The sequence below is a fragment of the Pseudomonas sp. FW215-R2 genome (assembly GCF_058789255.1).
The window spans coordinates 65,538-80,597 of record NZ_JBYTBO010000020.1; the positions used below are offsets into that span (position 1 = coordinate 65,538).

A 15,060-nucleotide genomic window follows, 5' to 3' on the forward strand; every position below is an offset into this window, starting at 1 on the left:
AAAACCCTGGGGGAGCTGGCCAACCAGCTTCCACATGGGAATGGCGCCAGCCTGTAGAATTCCCGTTTCGCCTCACACACCTCGAGCCCATGCCCCAACCCGCCTCCTCCCGACTCGCCCGCCTGCTGTTCGGCCTGCTCGCCTATGTCAGCCTCGGCATCGGCCTGATCGCCATCGTCGTGCCCGGCCTGCCGACCACCGAGTTCATTCTGCTTGCCGCTTGGGCTGCCACCCGCAGTTCGCCGCGCCTGAGTGCCTGGCTGGAAAACCATCGGCTGTTCGGCCCGATCCTGAGCAACTGGCGCAACGGCAAGATCATCGCCCGCAAGGCCAAGGTCAGCGCCACCGTCAGCATGCTGTTGTGCGCGACCCTGATGCTGGTGATGCTCGATCACGGCTGGCCGGTGTATCTGGCGATTGCCGGCATGACCATGGGCAATCTGTGGATCTGGTCTCGACCGGAAGCGTTGCCGAAGATTTCCTGATTTTTCCCTTCTTTTCAGGGCATTTGCCCGCGCAAACGTTTAGCCGTGACCGTTCGTCGGCTTGCACCTCATGCACCCTCGCCCCGCGCCGATGAGCATTGAATGGCGCTGAATGGATTTGGCGAACCGGGCAACTCCGTGCCCCGTAGCCAACCGTTCATTCATTCGCGAGAACATCCCATGTTCGACTCTCTGTCCATTCGCCTGAAAATCGTCCTGCTGTCCGGCCTGTGCCTGCTCGGCGTGGTTGCGCTGATCGTCGGCATCAACCTCTACCAGACCAACCAGAACGACGAACTGGTCAGCGAGTCGAGCAGCAAGATGCTCACCGCCAGCGTGCAGAACCTGCTGCAAGCCAAGGCTGCCGAACAGGCGGTACAGGTGCAGAAGACCTTCGGCGAAAGCCTGCTGGTGATCACCGCACTGGCCGACCAGATCAAGGACATGCGCGTCATGGCCGCCAAGCGTTCGCTGGACGCCGGGGCGTTGCGCGAAGAGTTGAACCTGAGCCTGAAAACCGCGTTCGAGCGCAACAGCAAGGTGCTCGGCATCTGGCTGGCCTTCGAACCCAACGGCCTGGACGGCAAGGACAGCGAGTTCGTCAACGACGCGGCGCGCCAGTCCAACGAAGCCGGGCGCTTCGCCACCTACTGGAGCCGCGCCGCCGGTTCTGCGCTGAACACGATCATGGTCGAAGAAGACATGACCAAGACCACCCTCAGCGTCAGCGGCACGCCCTACAACAGTTGGTACACCTGCCCTCGCGACAATAAGCGCACCTGCCTGCTCGACCCGTACGCCGACACCGTGGGCGGCAAGGAAATGCTCATGACCACCATTTCCGTGCCGTTGCTGGTGGACGGCAAGGCCATTGGCGTGGTCGGCATCGACATCGCCCTCGACGCCCTGCAAGCAGCGGCCGTGGGTTCCCAGCGCGAACTGTTCAACGGTGCCGGGCACATGCTGATCGTCTCCGGCAGCGGCGTGCTCGGCGCCTACAGCACCGACGCGACCAAGGTCGGCAAAGGCATCGCCGAAACCCTTGGCGCCGAAGGCAAGGACATCCTGCAACTGCTGAGCGTCGGCACACCGAAGATTCTCGAACAGGGCGACCTGATCCGCGCCGTGTACCCGGTCGATCCGATCGGCAATTCCCGGGCCTGGGGCGTGGTCATCGACCTGCCGAAACAAGTGCTCCTGGCCGACTCGGTCAAGCTGCAAGCGGTGCTCGACGACGCTCAGCAAACCGGCATGATTACCGCGCTGTCGGTGGCCGTGATCGCAGGTCTGATCGGCCTGCTGCTGATCTGGCTCACCGCCTCCGGTGTGACCCGTCCGATCAACAGCGTCGCCGAAATGCTGAAGAACATCGCCAGCGGCGAAGGCGACCTGACCCAGCGTCTGAACTACACCAAGAAAGATGAACTGGGCGAACTGGTGAACTGGTTCAACCGCTTCCTCGACAAGCTGCAACCGACCATCGCCCAGATCAAACAGAGCATCACCGAAGCCCGTGGCACCGCCGATCAATCGTCGGAAATCGCCCGCCAGACCAGCGAAGGCATGCAGGTGCAGTTCCGCGAAATCGATCAGGTGGCCACCGCCTCCAACGAAATGAGCGCCACCGCCCACGACGTGGCCAACAGTGCTTCGAACGCTGCCAACGCGGCCAAGGGCGCCGATCAGTCGGCCAAGGACGGGATGTCGATCATCGAACGCAGCACCCGCGACATCAATCAACTGGCCGACGAAGTCAGCAAAGCAGTGACCGAAGTCGAGGAGCTGGCGGTCAACAGTGAGCAGATCGGCTCGGTGCTGGAAGTGATCCGCAGCATCGCCGAACAGACCAACCTGCTGGCGCTGAACGCTGCGATCGAAGCGGCCCGTGCCGGTGAAAGCGGCCGTGGATTCGCGGTGGTTGCCGACGAAGTGCGCAACCTGGCCAAGCGCACTCAGGACTCGGTGGAAGAAATCCGCGTGGTGATCGAACGCATCCAGACCGGCACCCGTGGCGTGGTCGCGACCATGCATTCGAGCCAGACCCAGGCCCACAACAACGCCGGGCAGATCCGCCAGGCCGTGGACGCCCTCGGCAAGATCAGCGATGCGGTGACCGTGATCAGCGACATGAACCTGCAAATCGCCAGCGCCGCCGAACAGCAAAGCGCCGTGGCCGAAGAGGTCAACCGCAACGTGTCGGCGATCCGCACCGTCACCGAGACCCTGACCGAACAGGCCACCGAATCGGCGGCGATCAGCAGCCAGTTGAATGCCCTGGCCAGTCAGCAGATGAAATTGATGGATCAGTTCCGCGTCTGACCTCCCTTCCCTGATCGTTCCCACGCTCTGCGTGGGAATGCAGCCCAGGACGCTCCGCGTCCCGCTCCTGAATTGGAACGCAGAGCATGGGAACGATCTCGTCATCTGTTCTATGATCAGGCCCTCTTCCGGAGGGCCTTCGATGACTGATCTGCTCACGTCCATTCAAGCCGCGCTCGGCTTGTCCCGCACGCCGATTCCGTTCACCGCCGAGGGCGCCCTGCCCTCCGCGTTTGCCGTCACTGACCTTGCCTGCGCGAGCATTGCCGCTGCCGGGCAGGCAGTCGCCGAACTGCTCCAGCAGCAAACCGGCGACTTGCCCGGTATTGAAGTCGACCGCCGCCTCGCCTCGTTCTGGTTTGCCACTTCGCTACGGCCGATCGGCTGGGAAGTGCCGCCGCTGTGGGATCCGGTCGCCGGCGACTACGCCACGAAGGACGGCTGGATCCGCCTGCACACCAACGCCCCGCATCACCGCGCCGCCGCCGAAAGCGTGCTGGGTGCCTGCGCCGACCGCACGGCGATGGCGGCGAAAGTCGCGCAATGGGCCAGTGCCGATCTGGAGCAAGCGGTGGTCGATGCCAAGGGCTGCGCCGCCGAAATGCGCAGTTGGGCGCAGTGGCAGAAGCATCCGCAAGGGCTGGCGGTGAATGCCGAGCCGCTGGTGCATTTCAGTGATGGGAAAGACGAAAGCCATCAACCCTGGCAAGGCTCGGTGGCGCAGCCATTGGCCGGGCTCAAGGTGCTCGATCTGACTCGCGTACTGGCCGGCCCCACCGCCAGCCGCTTTCTCGCAGGGCTCGGCGCCAATGTCCTGCGCATCGACCCGCCGACCTGGAACGAGCCCGGCGTAGTGCCGGAAGTGACCCTCGGTAAACGCTGTGCGCGGCTGGATCTGCATGAGCCGGCAGATCGCGCGGTGTTTGAAAGCCTGCTCAAGGATGCTGACATTCTGCTGCACGGCTATCGCGCCGATGCGCTTGAGCATCTCGGTTTTGGCGCCGAACGTCGCCGGCAACTGGCGCCGGGGCTGATCGACGTCTGCCTCAATGCCTACGGCTGGAGCGGTCCGTGGCAGAACCGCCGGGGCTTCGACAGTCTGGTGCAGATGAGCAGCGGGATTGCCGAGACCGGACAGCGCTGGAAGCAGGCTGACAAACCGACACCGCTGCCGGTGCAGGCACTGGATCATGCGACGGGGTATCTGATGGCGGCGAGTGTGATCAGGTTGCTGACTGAAAGGCTGCGCAGTGGTCGAGGTGGATTGGCGCGATTGTCGCTGGCGCGGACGGCGAAGTTGTTGATTGAACATGGGCCGGGGACGGACGAAGCGCTGCGTCCGGAAGATGAGCAGGATCAGAGCTTGCGGGTGGAACAGACGCCGTGGGGCCCCGCGCATCGGCTTGAAGCCCCGCTGAAGATCAGCGGGACGCCTCTGCAGTGGGCTTTGCCGGCCACTGAGTTGGGATCGCATCAACCGCAGTGGCTCTGAGATTCGTGCATGGTTTGAGATCGCTGCCCTCACCCCAGCCCTCTCCCGGGGGGAGAGGGAGCCGACCGAGTTGTCTGGCGCCATGCATCGACCTGAGAGATCGAGTCGATTTTGGATTCGATGCAGAACGTTCAAGTCGGTGTACTTCTCAAATATCCCCCAATCGGCTCCCTCTCCCTCCGGGAGAGGGCTGGGGTGAGGGCAGCGATCTCAAGCCGTACACCAAAACCTCAGTCGAATCGGCTCAAAGACGCCCACAAAACCTGCGCCGCATACCCCCGAAACGGCCGCCAGGCCTCTGCCCGAACAGACAACTCCCGCGCCGTCATCCGTTCCCCTTCCAGCACCTCCAACGCCCGCAGCAACCCCACATCGCCGGTCGGAAACCCGTCCATATCCCGCAACTGTCGCAAGGCAATGTACTGCGCCGTCCAGTCGCCAATCCCGTGCAGCGCCAGCAACCGCGCGGTCCCGGAGGCAAACAGCAACGGATCATCCAGCAACGCCTGCGCGACCCCGGACAAAGTGCGTCCGCGACTTTTCGGCATGCCCAGCGCCGCCAGATCAGCGACCGCCAAAACCGCCGTCTGAGGAAAGACGTGAGTCAGCCCCGACACCGAAGAACGCAACGGCTCGCCATACTGCGCCACCATTTTCCCCGCCAGCCGGATCGCCCCGACCACCGTAATCTGCTGCCCCAGCACTGCCCGAAACGCCAGCTCCAGTCCGTCCCACGCGCCCGGCACCCGCAACCCCGGGCGTTCGGCAATCAATGGCGCCAGCAGCGGATCCGCCGCCAGATGGCGCTGCATCGTCGGCAGATCCGCGTCCAGATCGAATAGCCGACGCAAGCGCGTGATGATCTCGGGCACCGCCGTCGCATCCGGAAAATCCAGCTCGACCTCCAGTGCATCGCCGTCACCGGGCCAGACCGAAACCGTGCCATGCACACCGTTCAAACCGATGCTGCGCGAATACATGCCATCGACCACGGTCTCCATCCCGACCACCGCCCGCGCCGCGAGAAACCCGAGCATCGCCGGCCAGTCGTAGGGCGCCTGGTATTCGAGCCGCAGCCTCACAACGACAGTACACCGCTGTACAACCCGTAGGCCGCAAGCCCGGCACCGGCGATGACACAGGTGAAAATCCCCTTCTCGATCGTGGTGAACAGCGGCTCGCCCTGCTCATGCTTGGCCTTGGCGAACAGAATCACCCCCGGCGCATACAACAGCGCTGACAGCAGTAAATATTTCACCCCGCCGGCGTACAGCAACCACACCGCGTAGCACAGGGCGATGCCGCCGATCAGCAGATCCTTGGTGCGTTCGGCCGAAGCATGTTCATAGGTTTCTCCCCGCCCGCTCAACAGCACCGCATAGGCCGCCGACCACAGGTACGGCACCAGAATCATCGACGACGCGAGGTAGATCAGGCTGGTGTAGGTGCCGGCGGAAAACAGCGTGATCAGCAGGAAAATCTGGATCATCACGTTGGTCAGCCACAGCGCGTTGACCGGCACATGGTTGGCGTTTTCCTTTTTCAGGAACGCCGGCATGGTCTTGTCCTTGGCGGTGGCGAAGAGGATTTCGGCGCACAACAGCGCCCAGGACAACAGCGCACCGAGCAATGAAATCGCCAGGCCGATGCTGATCGCCAGCGCGCCCCACGGCCCGACGATGTGTTCCAGCACCGCCGCCAGCGAAGGGTTCTGCAGGGTCGCCAGTTCCGGCTGGCTCATGATCCCCAGCGACAGCACGTTGACCAGCACCAGCAGCGCCAGCACACCGATGAAACCGATCACCGTGGCCCGACCGACGTCCGCGCGTTTCTCGGCCCGCGCCGAATACACGCTGGCGCCTTCGATGCCGATGAACACGAACACCGTCACCAGCATCATGTTGCGCACCTGATCCATCACCCCGCCGAAGTTCGGGTTGCTGTGGCCCCAGATGTCACGGGTAAAGATATCGGCCTTGAACGCCACGGCAGCGATGACGATGAACATGATCAGCGGCACGATCTTGGCCACGGTCGTCAGCTGGTTGATGAACGCCGCCTCCTTGATCCCGCGCATCACCAGAAAATGCACGGCCCACAGCAACACCGAAGCGCAACCAATTGCGATCGGCGTGTTGCCCTGACCGAACACCGGAAAGAAGTAGCCGAGGGTGCTGAACAGCAATACGAAATATCCGACGTTACCCAGCCAGGCGCTGATCCAGTAGCCCCACGCCGACGAGAACCCCATGTAGTCGCCAAACCCGGCCTTGGCGTAGGCGTAGACACCGGAGTCCAGTTCCGGTTTGCGGTTGGCCAGGGTCTGGAACACGAACGCCAGGGTGAGCATGCCGATGGCCGTGATCCCCCAGCCGATCAGGATTGCCCCGGCGTCGGCGCGAGCCGCCATGTTCTGCGGCAAAGAGAAAATCCCCCCGCCAATCATCGACCCCACCACCAGGGCGATCAGCGCGCCAAGGCGCAGCTTTTGCGTCGGTTGCGACATTCAAATCTCCTTGAAAGATGGGTGAGGTTTTTATTTGTAACAACTATTAACTAAACGGATAAAGCTGACTGACGTTTATCAGGTAATGCCGACAAACGTCCGGTTATATATAGCCGATGACGCTAACGCCTAGCACGTTAAGACAGTTTTGTGCGCTGATCCTAATAAATCAATTCTGTACTGAAAACAGATGTGAAAAATTTGCCAAAAGTGGAAAAGCAACTAGCGTGATAACTCGAAAGTAATAGGATCCATTCCCAACCACATCGACCAAAGGCCTCTGGGACGGGCCTTCCAGACAATAGCTTTATGCCTGCAGCGGTTTCATAAGTCATTCATTAACAATGGAATGTGAGCATGCACTGATCTAAGTCAGCTGTTTGAAAAGCCAACAGAACTACGCTGTGAACTCTTCTCTCCTGCAATGGAGTCATGCAATGTCTGAAGCTCCCGGAAAACTACGGCTAGGTGCACTGGTTGCCCTGGTAGTCGGATCAATGATCGGTGGCGGGATATTCTCTTTGCCACAAAACATGGCAGCCAGCGCCGACGTCGGTGCCGTGCTGATCGGTTGGGCCATCACCGCTGTCGGTATGCTCACTCTCGCTTTTGTCTTCCAGACCCTCGCCAATCGCAAACCTGACCTGGACGGCGGTGTCTACGCCTACGCCAAGGCCGGTTTCGGCGACTACATGGGTTTTTCTTCGGCCTGGGGCTACTGGATCAGTGCCTGGCTGGGCAACGTCGGTTACTTCGTTCTGCTGTTCAGCACCCTCGGTTACTTCTTTCCGATTTTCGGTGAAGGCAACACCGTTGCTGCGGTGATCGGTGCGTCGGTTTTGCTGTGGGCAGTGCACTTCCTGGTGCTGCGCGGGATCAAGGAAGCGGCGTTCATCAACCTGGTGACCACCGTCGCCAAGGTCGTGCCGTTGCTGCTGTTCGTCCTGATCGCGATCTTCGCCTTCAAACTGGACATCTTCACCGCCGACATCTGGGGCGTGAAAAACCCGGATCTGGGCAGCGTGATGAACCAGGTGCGCAACATGATGCTGGTCACCGTGTGGGTGTTCATCGGCATCGAGGGCGCGAGCATCTTCTCGGCCCGGGCGGAAAAACGTTCGGACGTCGGCAAGGCCACCGTGATCGGTTTCATCACCGTGCTGCTGTTCCTGGTGCTGGTGAACGTGCTGTCGCTGGGCATCATGACCCAGCCGGAACTGGCCAAACTGCAAAACCCGTCGATGGCTGCCGTGCTGGAGCACGTGGTCGGTCACTGGGGCGCGGTGCTGATCAGCGTCGGCCTGATCATCTCGCTGCTGGGGGCGCTGCTGTCGTGGGTGTTGCTGTGTGCGGAGATCATGTTCGCCGCCGCCAAGGACCACACCATGCCGGAGTTCCTGCGCAAGGAGAACGCCAACCACGTGCCGGTCAACGCCCTGTGGCTGACCAACGCGATGGTGCAGCTGTTCCTGATCATCACCCTGTTCTCGGCCAGCACTTACCTGTCGCTGATCTACCTCGCCACTTCGATGATTCTGGTGCCGTACCTGTGGTCGGCGGCCTACGCCCTGCTGCTGGCGGTGCGTGGCGAAAGCTACGAAGGCTTCGCGGCCGAACGCCGCAAGGACCTGATCATCGGCGGCATCGCCCTGATCTATGCGGTCTGGCTGCTCTACGCCGGTGGCGTGAAGTACCTGCTGCTCTCGGCCCTGCTCTATGCGCCCGGCGCGATCCTGTTCGCCAAGGCCAAGCTGGAACTCAAACAACCGGTTTTCACCAACGTCGAGAAGCTGATTTTCGCCGCGGTGGTCGTGGGTGCCCTGGTGGCAGCCTACGGTCTCTACGACGGCTTCCTGACTCTGTAACCCCTGACTGATTTGTTATCTGGAGGATCACTGAAATGACCACGGAAAAAGTTAAGTACGGCGTCCATTCCGAAGCCGGCAAACTGCGCAAAGTCATGGTTTGCTCCCCAGGTCTGGCCCATCAGCGGCTGACCCCGAACAACTGCGATGAACTGCTGTTCGACGACGTCATCTGGGTCAACCAGGCCAAGCGTGACCACTTCGACTTCGTGACCAAGATGCGCGAACGCGGGATCGAAGTGCTGGAAATGCACAACCTGCTGACCGACATCGTTTCCAACCCCGAAGCGCTGAAATGGATTCTGGACCGCAAGATCACCCCCGACACCGTCGGCGTCGGCCTGACCAACGAAGTGCGCAGCTGGCTCGAAGGCCTGGAGCCACGCAAGCTCGCCGAGTTCCTGATCGGCGGCGTGGCCGGTGAAGACCTGCCGGAAAGCGAAGGCTCCAGCGTAATCAAGATGTACCGCGATTACCTGGGCCACTCCAGCTTCCTGCTGCCACCGCTGCCCAACACTCAGTTCACCCGCGACACCACTTGCTGGATCTACGGCGGTGTGACGCTCAACCCGATGTACTGGCCGGCCCGTCGTCAGGAAACCCTGCTGACCACCGCCATCTACAAATTCCACCCCGAGTTCACCAACGCCGACTTCGAAGTCTGGTACGGCGACCCGGACAAGGATCACGGCCAGGCCACCCTCGAGGGCGGTGACGTCATGCCGATCGGCAATGGCGTGGTGTTGATCGGCATGGGCGAGCGCACTTCGCGTCAGGCCATCGGCCAACTGGCGCAATCGCTGTTCGCCAAAGGCGCCGTGGAAAAAGTCGTGGTCGCCGGCCTGCCGAAATCCCGCGCGGCGATGCACCTGGACACCGTGTTCAGCTTCTGCGACCGCGACCTGGTCACGGTCTTCCCGGAAGTGGTCAAGGAAATCGTGCCGTTCATCATCCGTCCCGACAGCAGCAAGCCTTATGGGCTGGACGTGCGCCGGGAGAACAAGTCGTTCATCCAGGTGGTGGCCGATGTGCTCGGCCTCAAGGAACTGCGCGTCGTGGAAACCGGCGGCAACAGCTTCGCCGCCGAACGCGAGCAATGGGATGACGGCAACAACGTGGTGGCCGTGGAACCGGGCGTGGTCATCGGCTACGACCGCAACACCTACACCAACACCCTGCTGCGCAAGGCCGGGGTCGAGGTCATCACTATCAGCGCCGGCGAACTGGGCCGTGGCCGTGGCGGCGGCCACTGCATGACTTGCCCGATCGTCCGCGACCCAATCGACTACTAACTTTTTGACTTAAAACGACCCGGCGCTGTGAAAGCGTAGCGAGCGAAGGAAAGACAAGGCAAAAACAGGCGAGGAAGCGGAGTTTACTGGCTGTAAATGAGCATTCCGAGCCTGTTTTTAACGCAGTATTTCCGAGCGCAGTAGCTTTCACAGTGTCGGGCAAGGAGATCCATCATGGCTTTCAACATCCACAACCGTAACCTGCTCAGCCTGGAACACCACACCCCACGTGAGCTGCGTTACCTGCTCGACCTGTCCCGCGACCTCAAGCGCGCCAAGTACACCGGCACCGAGCAACAACACCTGAAGGGCAACAACATCGCCCTGATCTTCGAAAAAACCTCGACCCGCACCCGTTGCGCGTTCGAAGTCGCCGCATATGACCAGGGCGCCAACGTCACCTACATCGACCCGAATTCCTCGCAGATCGGCCACAAGGAAAGCATGAAGGACACAGCCCGCGTGCTGGGTCGCATGTACGACGCCATCGAGTACCGTGGCTTCAAGCAGGAAATCGTCGAAGAGCTGGCCAAGTTCGCCGGCGTACCGGTGTTCAACGGCCTGACCGATGAATATCACCCAACGCAAATGATCGCCGACGTGCTGACCATGCGTGAGCACGCCGACAAGCCGATCCATGAAATCAGCTACGCCTACCTGGGCGACGCCCGCAACAACATGGGCAACTCGCTGCTGCTGGTCGGCGCCAAACTGGGCATGGACGTGCGCATCTGCGCGCCGAAAGCCCTGTGGCCCCACGACGATCTGGTCGATCGCTGCAAGAAATACGCAGAGGAAAGCGGTGCCCGCATCACCCTGACCGACGACCCGAAAGCCGCCGTCAAAGGCGTGGACTTCATCCACACCGACGTCTGGGTATCGATGGGCGAACCGGTTGAAGCCTGGGCCGAGCGTATCCAGCAACTGCTGCCATATCAGGTCAACAAAGAGCTGATGAAAGCCACCGGCAACCCGCGCACCAAGTTCATGCATTGCCTGCCGGCGTTCCACAACAGCGATACCAAGGTCGGCAAACAGATCGCCGAGCAGTATCCGCACCTGGCCAACGGCATCGAAGTGACCGACGACGTGTTCGAGTCGCCTGCCTGCATCGCCTTCGAGCAAGCGGAAAACCGCATGCACACCATCAAGGCGATTCTGGTGTCGACCCTGGCTGATCTGTAAGCGTTGACCTTTGACCTGCGGGCGCCGCCGAAGGCTGCACCCGCAGGCTCACCGAATTCTGAAAGGACTGCATTATGCGTATCGTCGTAGCTCTGGGCGGTAACGCCCTGCTCCGCCGTGGTGAGCCGATGACCGCTGACAACCAGCGCGCCAACATCCGCATCGCCACCGAGCAAATCGCCAAGATCCATCCGGGCAACCAACTGGTCATCGCCCACGGCAATGGCCCGCAAGTCGGCCTGCTGTCGTTGCAGGCAGCCGCCTACACCTCCGTCACCCCTTACCCGCTGGACGTGCTCGGTGCTGAAACCGAAGGCATGATCGGCTACATCATCGAACAGGAACTGGGCAACCTGCTGGACTTCGAAGTCCCGTTCGCCACCCTGCTCACCCAGGTCGAAGTCGACGCCAACGACCCGGCCTTCAAAAACCCGACCAAACCGATCGGCCCTGTCTACGACAAGGCTGAAGCAGAAAAACTCGCCGCCGAGAAAGGCTGGGCGATTGCCCCGGACGGCGACAAGTTCCGCCGTGTGGTGGCCAGTCCACGGCCGAAACGCATTTTCGAAATCCGCCCGATCAAGTGGCTGCTGGACAAGGGCAGCATCGTGATCTGCGCTGGCGGAGGCGGCATCCCGACCATGTATGACGAGAAGCGCAACCTCAAAGGTATTGAGGCCGTCATCGACAAGGACCTGTGCTCGTCGCTGCTCGCCGAACAACTGGAAGCCGACTTGCTGGTGATCGCCACCGACGTCAACGCGGCGTACATCGATTTCAACAAGCCGACCCAGAAGGCCATCGCCCAGGCCCACCCCGACGAACTCGAACGTCTGGGCTTCGCTGCCGGCTCCATGGGGCCGAAGGTGCAGGCAGCTTGCGAATTTGCGCGCCATACTGGCAAGGTTGCGGTGATCGGTTCGCTCGCGGACATCGAAGCCATCGTCCAGGGCACCGCCGGTACGCGGGTCAGCACTGCTGCGCCGGGCATCACCTACCGATAACCAGAAATACCGGGGGCAGACCCAGGGTCTGCCCTTCTCCCATGCCTTGAAAGGAGAGAACACCATGGCCCAGTTCGAACCCGGTCACTTGCACATCGAACGGCACGCGTTGACCCAGGATGACGTCAACTACAACATCCGCCTCGAATACGAGGTGTCGCAGGATCCGCAAAAAGGCAAAGGGATACAGTTCCGGCTGGTTGGAACCATCCAGGGCAAAGAGGTCAACGAACCGTTCTTCCTGCCCAAGGAAGAGGCCTACAACTTCGCCCGCAACGTGACGCAGATTGCCGAAAAGTACGGCATCCCCAAGAGCCACAGCCAGATCGGCTCGGTTCACAAGCATTACGATTTGATGTTTGAAGACATCCGTGTGCAGTTGAATATGAAATCCGGGGATCCGGTCAATCCCGAGCATTTCGAGTAACCCCAAAAGCTTCCCCTCATCGGAACGCCGCCCGCCTAGCCCTCTCCCGGAGGGAGAGGGAGCCGACCGAGTTGCTCGCTCAAGGTACACCGACCTGAAATAGCGAGCCGAACTCAAGTTTTGAAAAGCCCCCAATCTGCTCCCTTTCCCCCTCGCCCCTCTGGGGAGAGGGCTGGGGTGAGGGGTGGATCTCAAGCAAGACCGTAATCTCGAGATTTCACCCCAGTCCCCCATCAAGGCATACTTGCCCCCCTCCGTACTCCAGAACACTGAACCACCCCATGCGTATCCACGTCAGTTTCATCGACCGCGTCGGCATCACCCAGGAAGTCCTGGCGATACTCGGTGGGCGCAACCTCAATCTGGATGCGGTGGAAATGGTCCCGCCGAACGTCTACATCGACGCCCCGACCCTCAGCCCGCAAGTGCTCGAAGAACTCAAGGATGCGTTGTTCCGGGTGCGCGGCGTGGAGGCCGTGGTGGTGGTCGACATCCTCCCCGGTCAGCGTCGGCACTTGCAGCTCGACGCGTTGCTCGCGGCGATGACCGACCCGGTGCTGGCGCTGGACAGCGCCGGCAAAGTGCTGCTGGCCAACCCGGCGCTGATCGCCTTGTACGGTCGCGAGCCGGCCGGTGAAAGCGTCTCGGAACTGTTCAACGATCCCGGCCTGCTCGAAACCTTGCTGGAACAAGGCTTCCGCTTGCCACTGCGGGAAATCACCGTCAACGGCCAGACCCTGTTGCTGGACGCCACGCCGATCACCGACGCCGGCGCCCTGCTGACCCTGTATCAACCGAACCGCATCGGCGAACAACTCTCGGCGCTGCACCATGACCATGCCGAAGGTTTCGATGCGCTGCTCGGCGAATCCCCGGCGATCCGCACGCTCAAGGCCCGCGCGCAACGGGTGGCAGCCCTCGATGCGCCACTGCTGATTCAGGGCGAAACCGGCACCGGCAAGGAATTGGTAGCCCGCGCCTGCCACGCCATCAGCACCCGCCATAGCGCGCCATTTCTGGCGCTGAACTGCGCGGCCCTGCCGGAGAACCTCGCCGAGAGCGAACTGTTCGGCTACGCCCCCGGCGCCTTCACCGGCGCACAACGGGGCGGCAAACCGGGGCTGATGGAACTGGCCAACCAGGGCACGGTGTTTCTCGACGAGATCGGCGAAATGTCGCCGTACTTGCAGGCCAAGCTGCTGCGCTTTCTCAACGATGGCAGCTTCCGTCGGGTGGGCGGTGATCGCGAAGTGAAGGTCAACGTACGCATCCTCAGCGCGACTCACCGCGACCTGGAAAAAATGGTCAGCGAAGGCCTGTTCCGCGAAGACCTGTTCTACCGCCTCAACGTGCTCAACGTCGAAGTGCCGCCGTTGCGCGAACGTGGCCAGGACATTCTGTTGTTGGCGCGTTACTTCATGCAGCAGGCCTGCGCGCAGATCCAGCGCCCGGTCTGCCGACTCGCCCCGGGCACTTACCCGGCACTGCTCGGCAACCGCTGGCCGGGCAACGTGCGGCAATTGCAGAACGTGATCTTCCGCGCCGCCGCCATCTGCGAAAGCAGTCTGGTGGACATCGGCGACCTCGACATCGCCGGCACCTCGGTGGCACGCCAGACCGATACCGACGTCGACAGCCTGGAAGAAGCCGTGGAGGCGTTCGAGAAATCGCTGCTGGAAAAACTCTACGTCAGCTACCCCTCGACCCGCCAACTGGCCAGTCGCCTGCAGACTTCGCACACCGCGATTGCCCATCGGCTGCGCAAGTACGGGATTCCGGGAAAAGCCTGAATCCCGCCAAAAGCGACCTCCATCTGTACTGAAAGCGCTACAGCGGAACGATATCGCTACACCCTCCTTCGACCACCGCCGTGCAAGGCTTTGATCCGCTTCAGCTTTTTTCTTCGTCCCAAGCTGTAGCGATTTCGCTACAGCGTGCTCGATCACAACCGCCAACAAATCAATCAACTAATTGATTTATAACTATATTTTTACGTTGGCCGCGTTCTTGCTAAGTAACCGCTCATAAAATCAGGGCATTGCCGCCCGAGTATTCCACCGCGTCCACCAGACGAGTCTGGCCCTTAGGAGATTCCATGAGCGAGTTGCGTTTTACTGAAGATCACGAATGGCTGCGCGCCGAAGCCGATGGCTCTGTCACCGTTGGCATCACCGCTTTCGCGCAGAACGCTTTGGGCGACGTGGTGTTCGTGCAACTGCCTGAACTGCAGGCGTACGAGAAAGGCGCCGAAGCCGCCACCGTGGAATCGGTAAAAGCCGCCAGCGGCGTTTACATGCCACTGGACGGTGAAGTCCTGGCCACCAACCCGGCCCTGGAAGACAGCCCTGAGCTGGTCAACGAAGATCCGCTGGGCGAAGGCTGGTTCTTCCGCTTCAAGCCAGCCGACGCTTCGGCCGTCGCCAAGTTGCTGGATCAGGACGCCTACGACCGTCTGATCAAAGCCCAAGCCGAAGCCTGAGGAACC

At 61.4% G+C, this 15,060-nt stretch carries 12 protein-coding genes and 1 pseudogene; 11 read left to right on the top strand and 2 right to left on the bottom strand.

Annotation, left to right across the window (positions count from 1 at the left end; all coding sequences use genetic code 11):
- Window positions 1-89: 89 nt before the first annotated feature.
- From AC3WRD_RS23730 to AC3WRD_RS23745, 4 genes and pseudogenes are all read left to right on the top strand, one after another.
- Window positions 90-485 (top strand): YbaN family protein, encoded by a 396-nt coding sequence (locus AC3WRD_RS23730; RefSeq protein ID WP_096818265.1) that lies wholly within the window; start codon window positions 90-92, stop codon window positions 483-485.
- A gap of 453 nt (window positions 486-938) precedes the next feature.
- A pseudogene (locus tag AC3WRD_RS23735) lies at window positions 939-1,946 on the top strand (methyl-accepting chemotaxis protein); the annotation flags it as partial.
- A gap of 102 nt (window positions 1,947-2,048) precedes the next feature.
- On the top strand, window positions 2,049-2,804 hold the full coding sequence (locus AC3WRD_RS23740; protein ID WP_371320921.1) for a methyl-accepting chemotaxis protein: 756 nt from the start codon (window positions 2,049-2,051) through the stop codon (window positions 2,802-2,804).
- Between the two features lie 142 nt (window positions 2,805-2,946).
- Window positions 2,947-4,296, top strand: coding sequence for a CoA transferase (locus AC3WRD_RS23745; RefSeq protein WP_102621283.1), 1,350 nt, complete (start codon window positions 2,947-2,949; stop codon window positions 4,294-4,296).
- A 230-nt stretch (window positions 4,297-4,526) separates the two neighbouring features.
- Here the strand turns inward: AC3WRD_RS23745 and AC3WRD_RS23750 are convergent, their stop codons facing one another.
- On the bottom strand, window positions 4,527-5,378 hold the full coding sequence (locus AC3WRD_RS23750) for a DNA-3-methyladenine glycosylase family protein (protein WP_102621282.1): 852 nt from the start codon (window positions 5,376-5,378) through the stop codon (window positions 4,527-4,529).
- On the bottom strand, window positions 5,375-6,802 hold the full coding sequence (gene arcD / locus AC3WRD_RS23755) for an arginine-ornithine antiporter (RefSeq protein WP_102621281.1): 1,428 nt from the start codon (window positions 6,800-6,802) through the stop codon (window positions 5,375-5,377). Before arcD (AC3WRD_RS23755) ends, AC3WRD_RS23750 begins: the two co-directional genes overlap by 4 nt.
- A 437-nt stretch (window positions 6,803-7,239) precedes the next feature.
- Here arcD (AC3WRD_RS23755) and arcD (AC3WRD_RS23760) point away from each other — a divergent pair, with 437 nt between their 5' ends.
- From arcD (AC3WRD_RS23760) to gcvH, 7 genes are all read left to right on the top strand, one after another.
- The gene (gene arcD, locus AC3WRD_RS23760) at window positions 7,240-8,667 is read left to right on the top strand and encodes an arginine-ornithine antiporter (protein ID WP_096818272.1); all 1,428 of its coding nucleotides are present in this window, start codon (window positions 7,240-7,242) and stop codon (window positions 8,665-8,667) included.
- A 35-nt stretch (window positions 8,668-8,702) separates the two neighbouring features.
- Window positions 8,703-9,959, top strand: a complete 1,257-nt coding sequence (gene arcA / locus AC3WRD_RS23765) for an arginine deiminase (RefSeq protein ID WP_096818274.1) — start codon at window positions 8,703-8,705, stop codon at window positions 9,957-9,959.
- 174 nt (window positions 9,960-10,133) lie between these two features.
- Complete coding sequence (locus tag AC3WRD_RS23770; RefSeq protein ID WP_096818276.1) at window positions 10,134-11,144, top strand: ornithine carbamoyltransferase; 1,011 nt, start codon at window positions 10,134-10,136, stop codon at window positions 11,142-11,144.
- Between the two features lie 74 nt (window positions 11,145-11,218).
- On the top strand, window positions 11,219-12,148 hold the full coding sequence (gene arcC / locus AC3WRD_RS23775) for a carbamate kinase (protein WP_102621280.1): 930 nt from the start codon (window positions 11,219-11,221) through the stop codon (window positions 12,146-12,148).
- A 64-nt stretch (window positions 12,149-12,212) separates the two neighbouring features.
- Entirely contained in the window at window positions 12,213-12,575 is a 363-nt protein-coding gene (locus tag AC3WRD_RS23780; RefSeq protein ID WP_096818279.1) for a DUF5064 family protein, read from the top strand.
- 281 nt (window positions 12,576-12,856) lie between these two features.
- Window positions 12,857-14,365 carry a transcriptional regulator GcsR gene (gene gcsR / locus AC3WRD_RS23785; RefSeq protein ID WP_085730273.1) on the top strand — a complete coding sequence of 503 codons (1,509 nt, stop codon included), beginning with the start codon at window positions 12,857-12,859 and terminating at the stop codon, window positions 14,363-14,365.
- Window positions 14,366-14,670: 305 nt separating this feature from the next.
- Entirely contained in the window at window positions 14,671-15,054 is a 384-nt protein-coding gene (gcvH, locus tag AC3WRD_RS23790) for a glycine cleavage system protein GcvH (protein WP_007951190.1), read from the top strand.
- Window positions 15,055-15,060 lie beyond the last annotated feature (6 nt).

Bases quoted from the DNA above. Each gene is read 5' to 3' on its own strand.
- AC3WRD_RS23730 (WP_096818265.1), top strand. From the start codon at position 90: ATGCCCCAACCCGCCTCCTCCCGACTCGCCCGCCTGCTGTTCGGCCTG.
- AC3WRD_RS23740 (WP_371320921.1), top strand. From the start codon at position 2,049: ATGCAGGTGCAGTTCCGCGAAATCGATCAGGTGGCCACCGCCTCCAAC.
- AC3WRD_RS23745 (WP_102621283.1), top strand. From the start codon at position 2,947: ATGACTGATCTGCTCACGTCCATTCAAGCCGCGCTCGGCTTGTCCCGC.
- arcD (WP_102621281.1), bottom strand. From the start codon at position 6,802: ATGTCGCAACCGACGCAAAAGCTGCGCCTTGGCGCGCTGATCGCCCTG.
- arcD (WP_096818272.1), top strand. From the start codon at position 7,240: ATGTCTGAAGCTCCCGGAAAACTACGGCTAGGTGCACTGGTTGCCCTG.
- arcA (WP_096818274.1), top strand. From the start codon at position 8,703: ATGACCACGGAAAAAGTTAAGTACGGCGTCCATTCCGAAGCCGGCAAA.
- AC3WRD_RS23770 (WP_096818276.1), top strand. From the start codon at position 10,134: ATGGCTTTCAACATCCACAACCGTAACCTGCTCAGCCTGGAACACCAC.
- arcC (WP_102621280.1), top strand. From the start codon at position 11,219: ATGCGTATCGTCGTAGCTCTGGGCGGTAACGCCCTGCTCCGCCGTGGT.
- AC3WRD_RS23780 (WP_096818279.1), top strand. From the start codon at position 12,213: ATGGCCCAGTTCGAACCCGGTCACTTGCACATCGAACGGCACGCGTTG.
- gcsR (WP_085730273.1), top strand. From the start codon at position 12,857: ATGCGTATCCACGTCAGTTTCATCGACCGCGTCGGCATCACCCAGGAA.
- gcvH (WP_007951190.1), top strand. From the start codon at position 14,671: ATGAGCGAGTTGCGTTTTACTGAAGATCACGAATGGCTGCGCGCCGAA.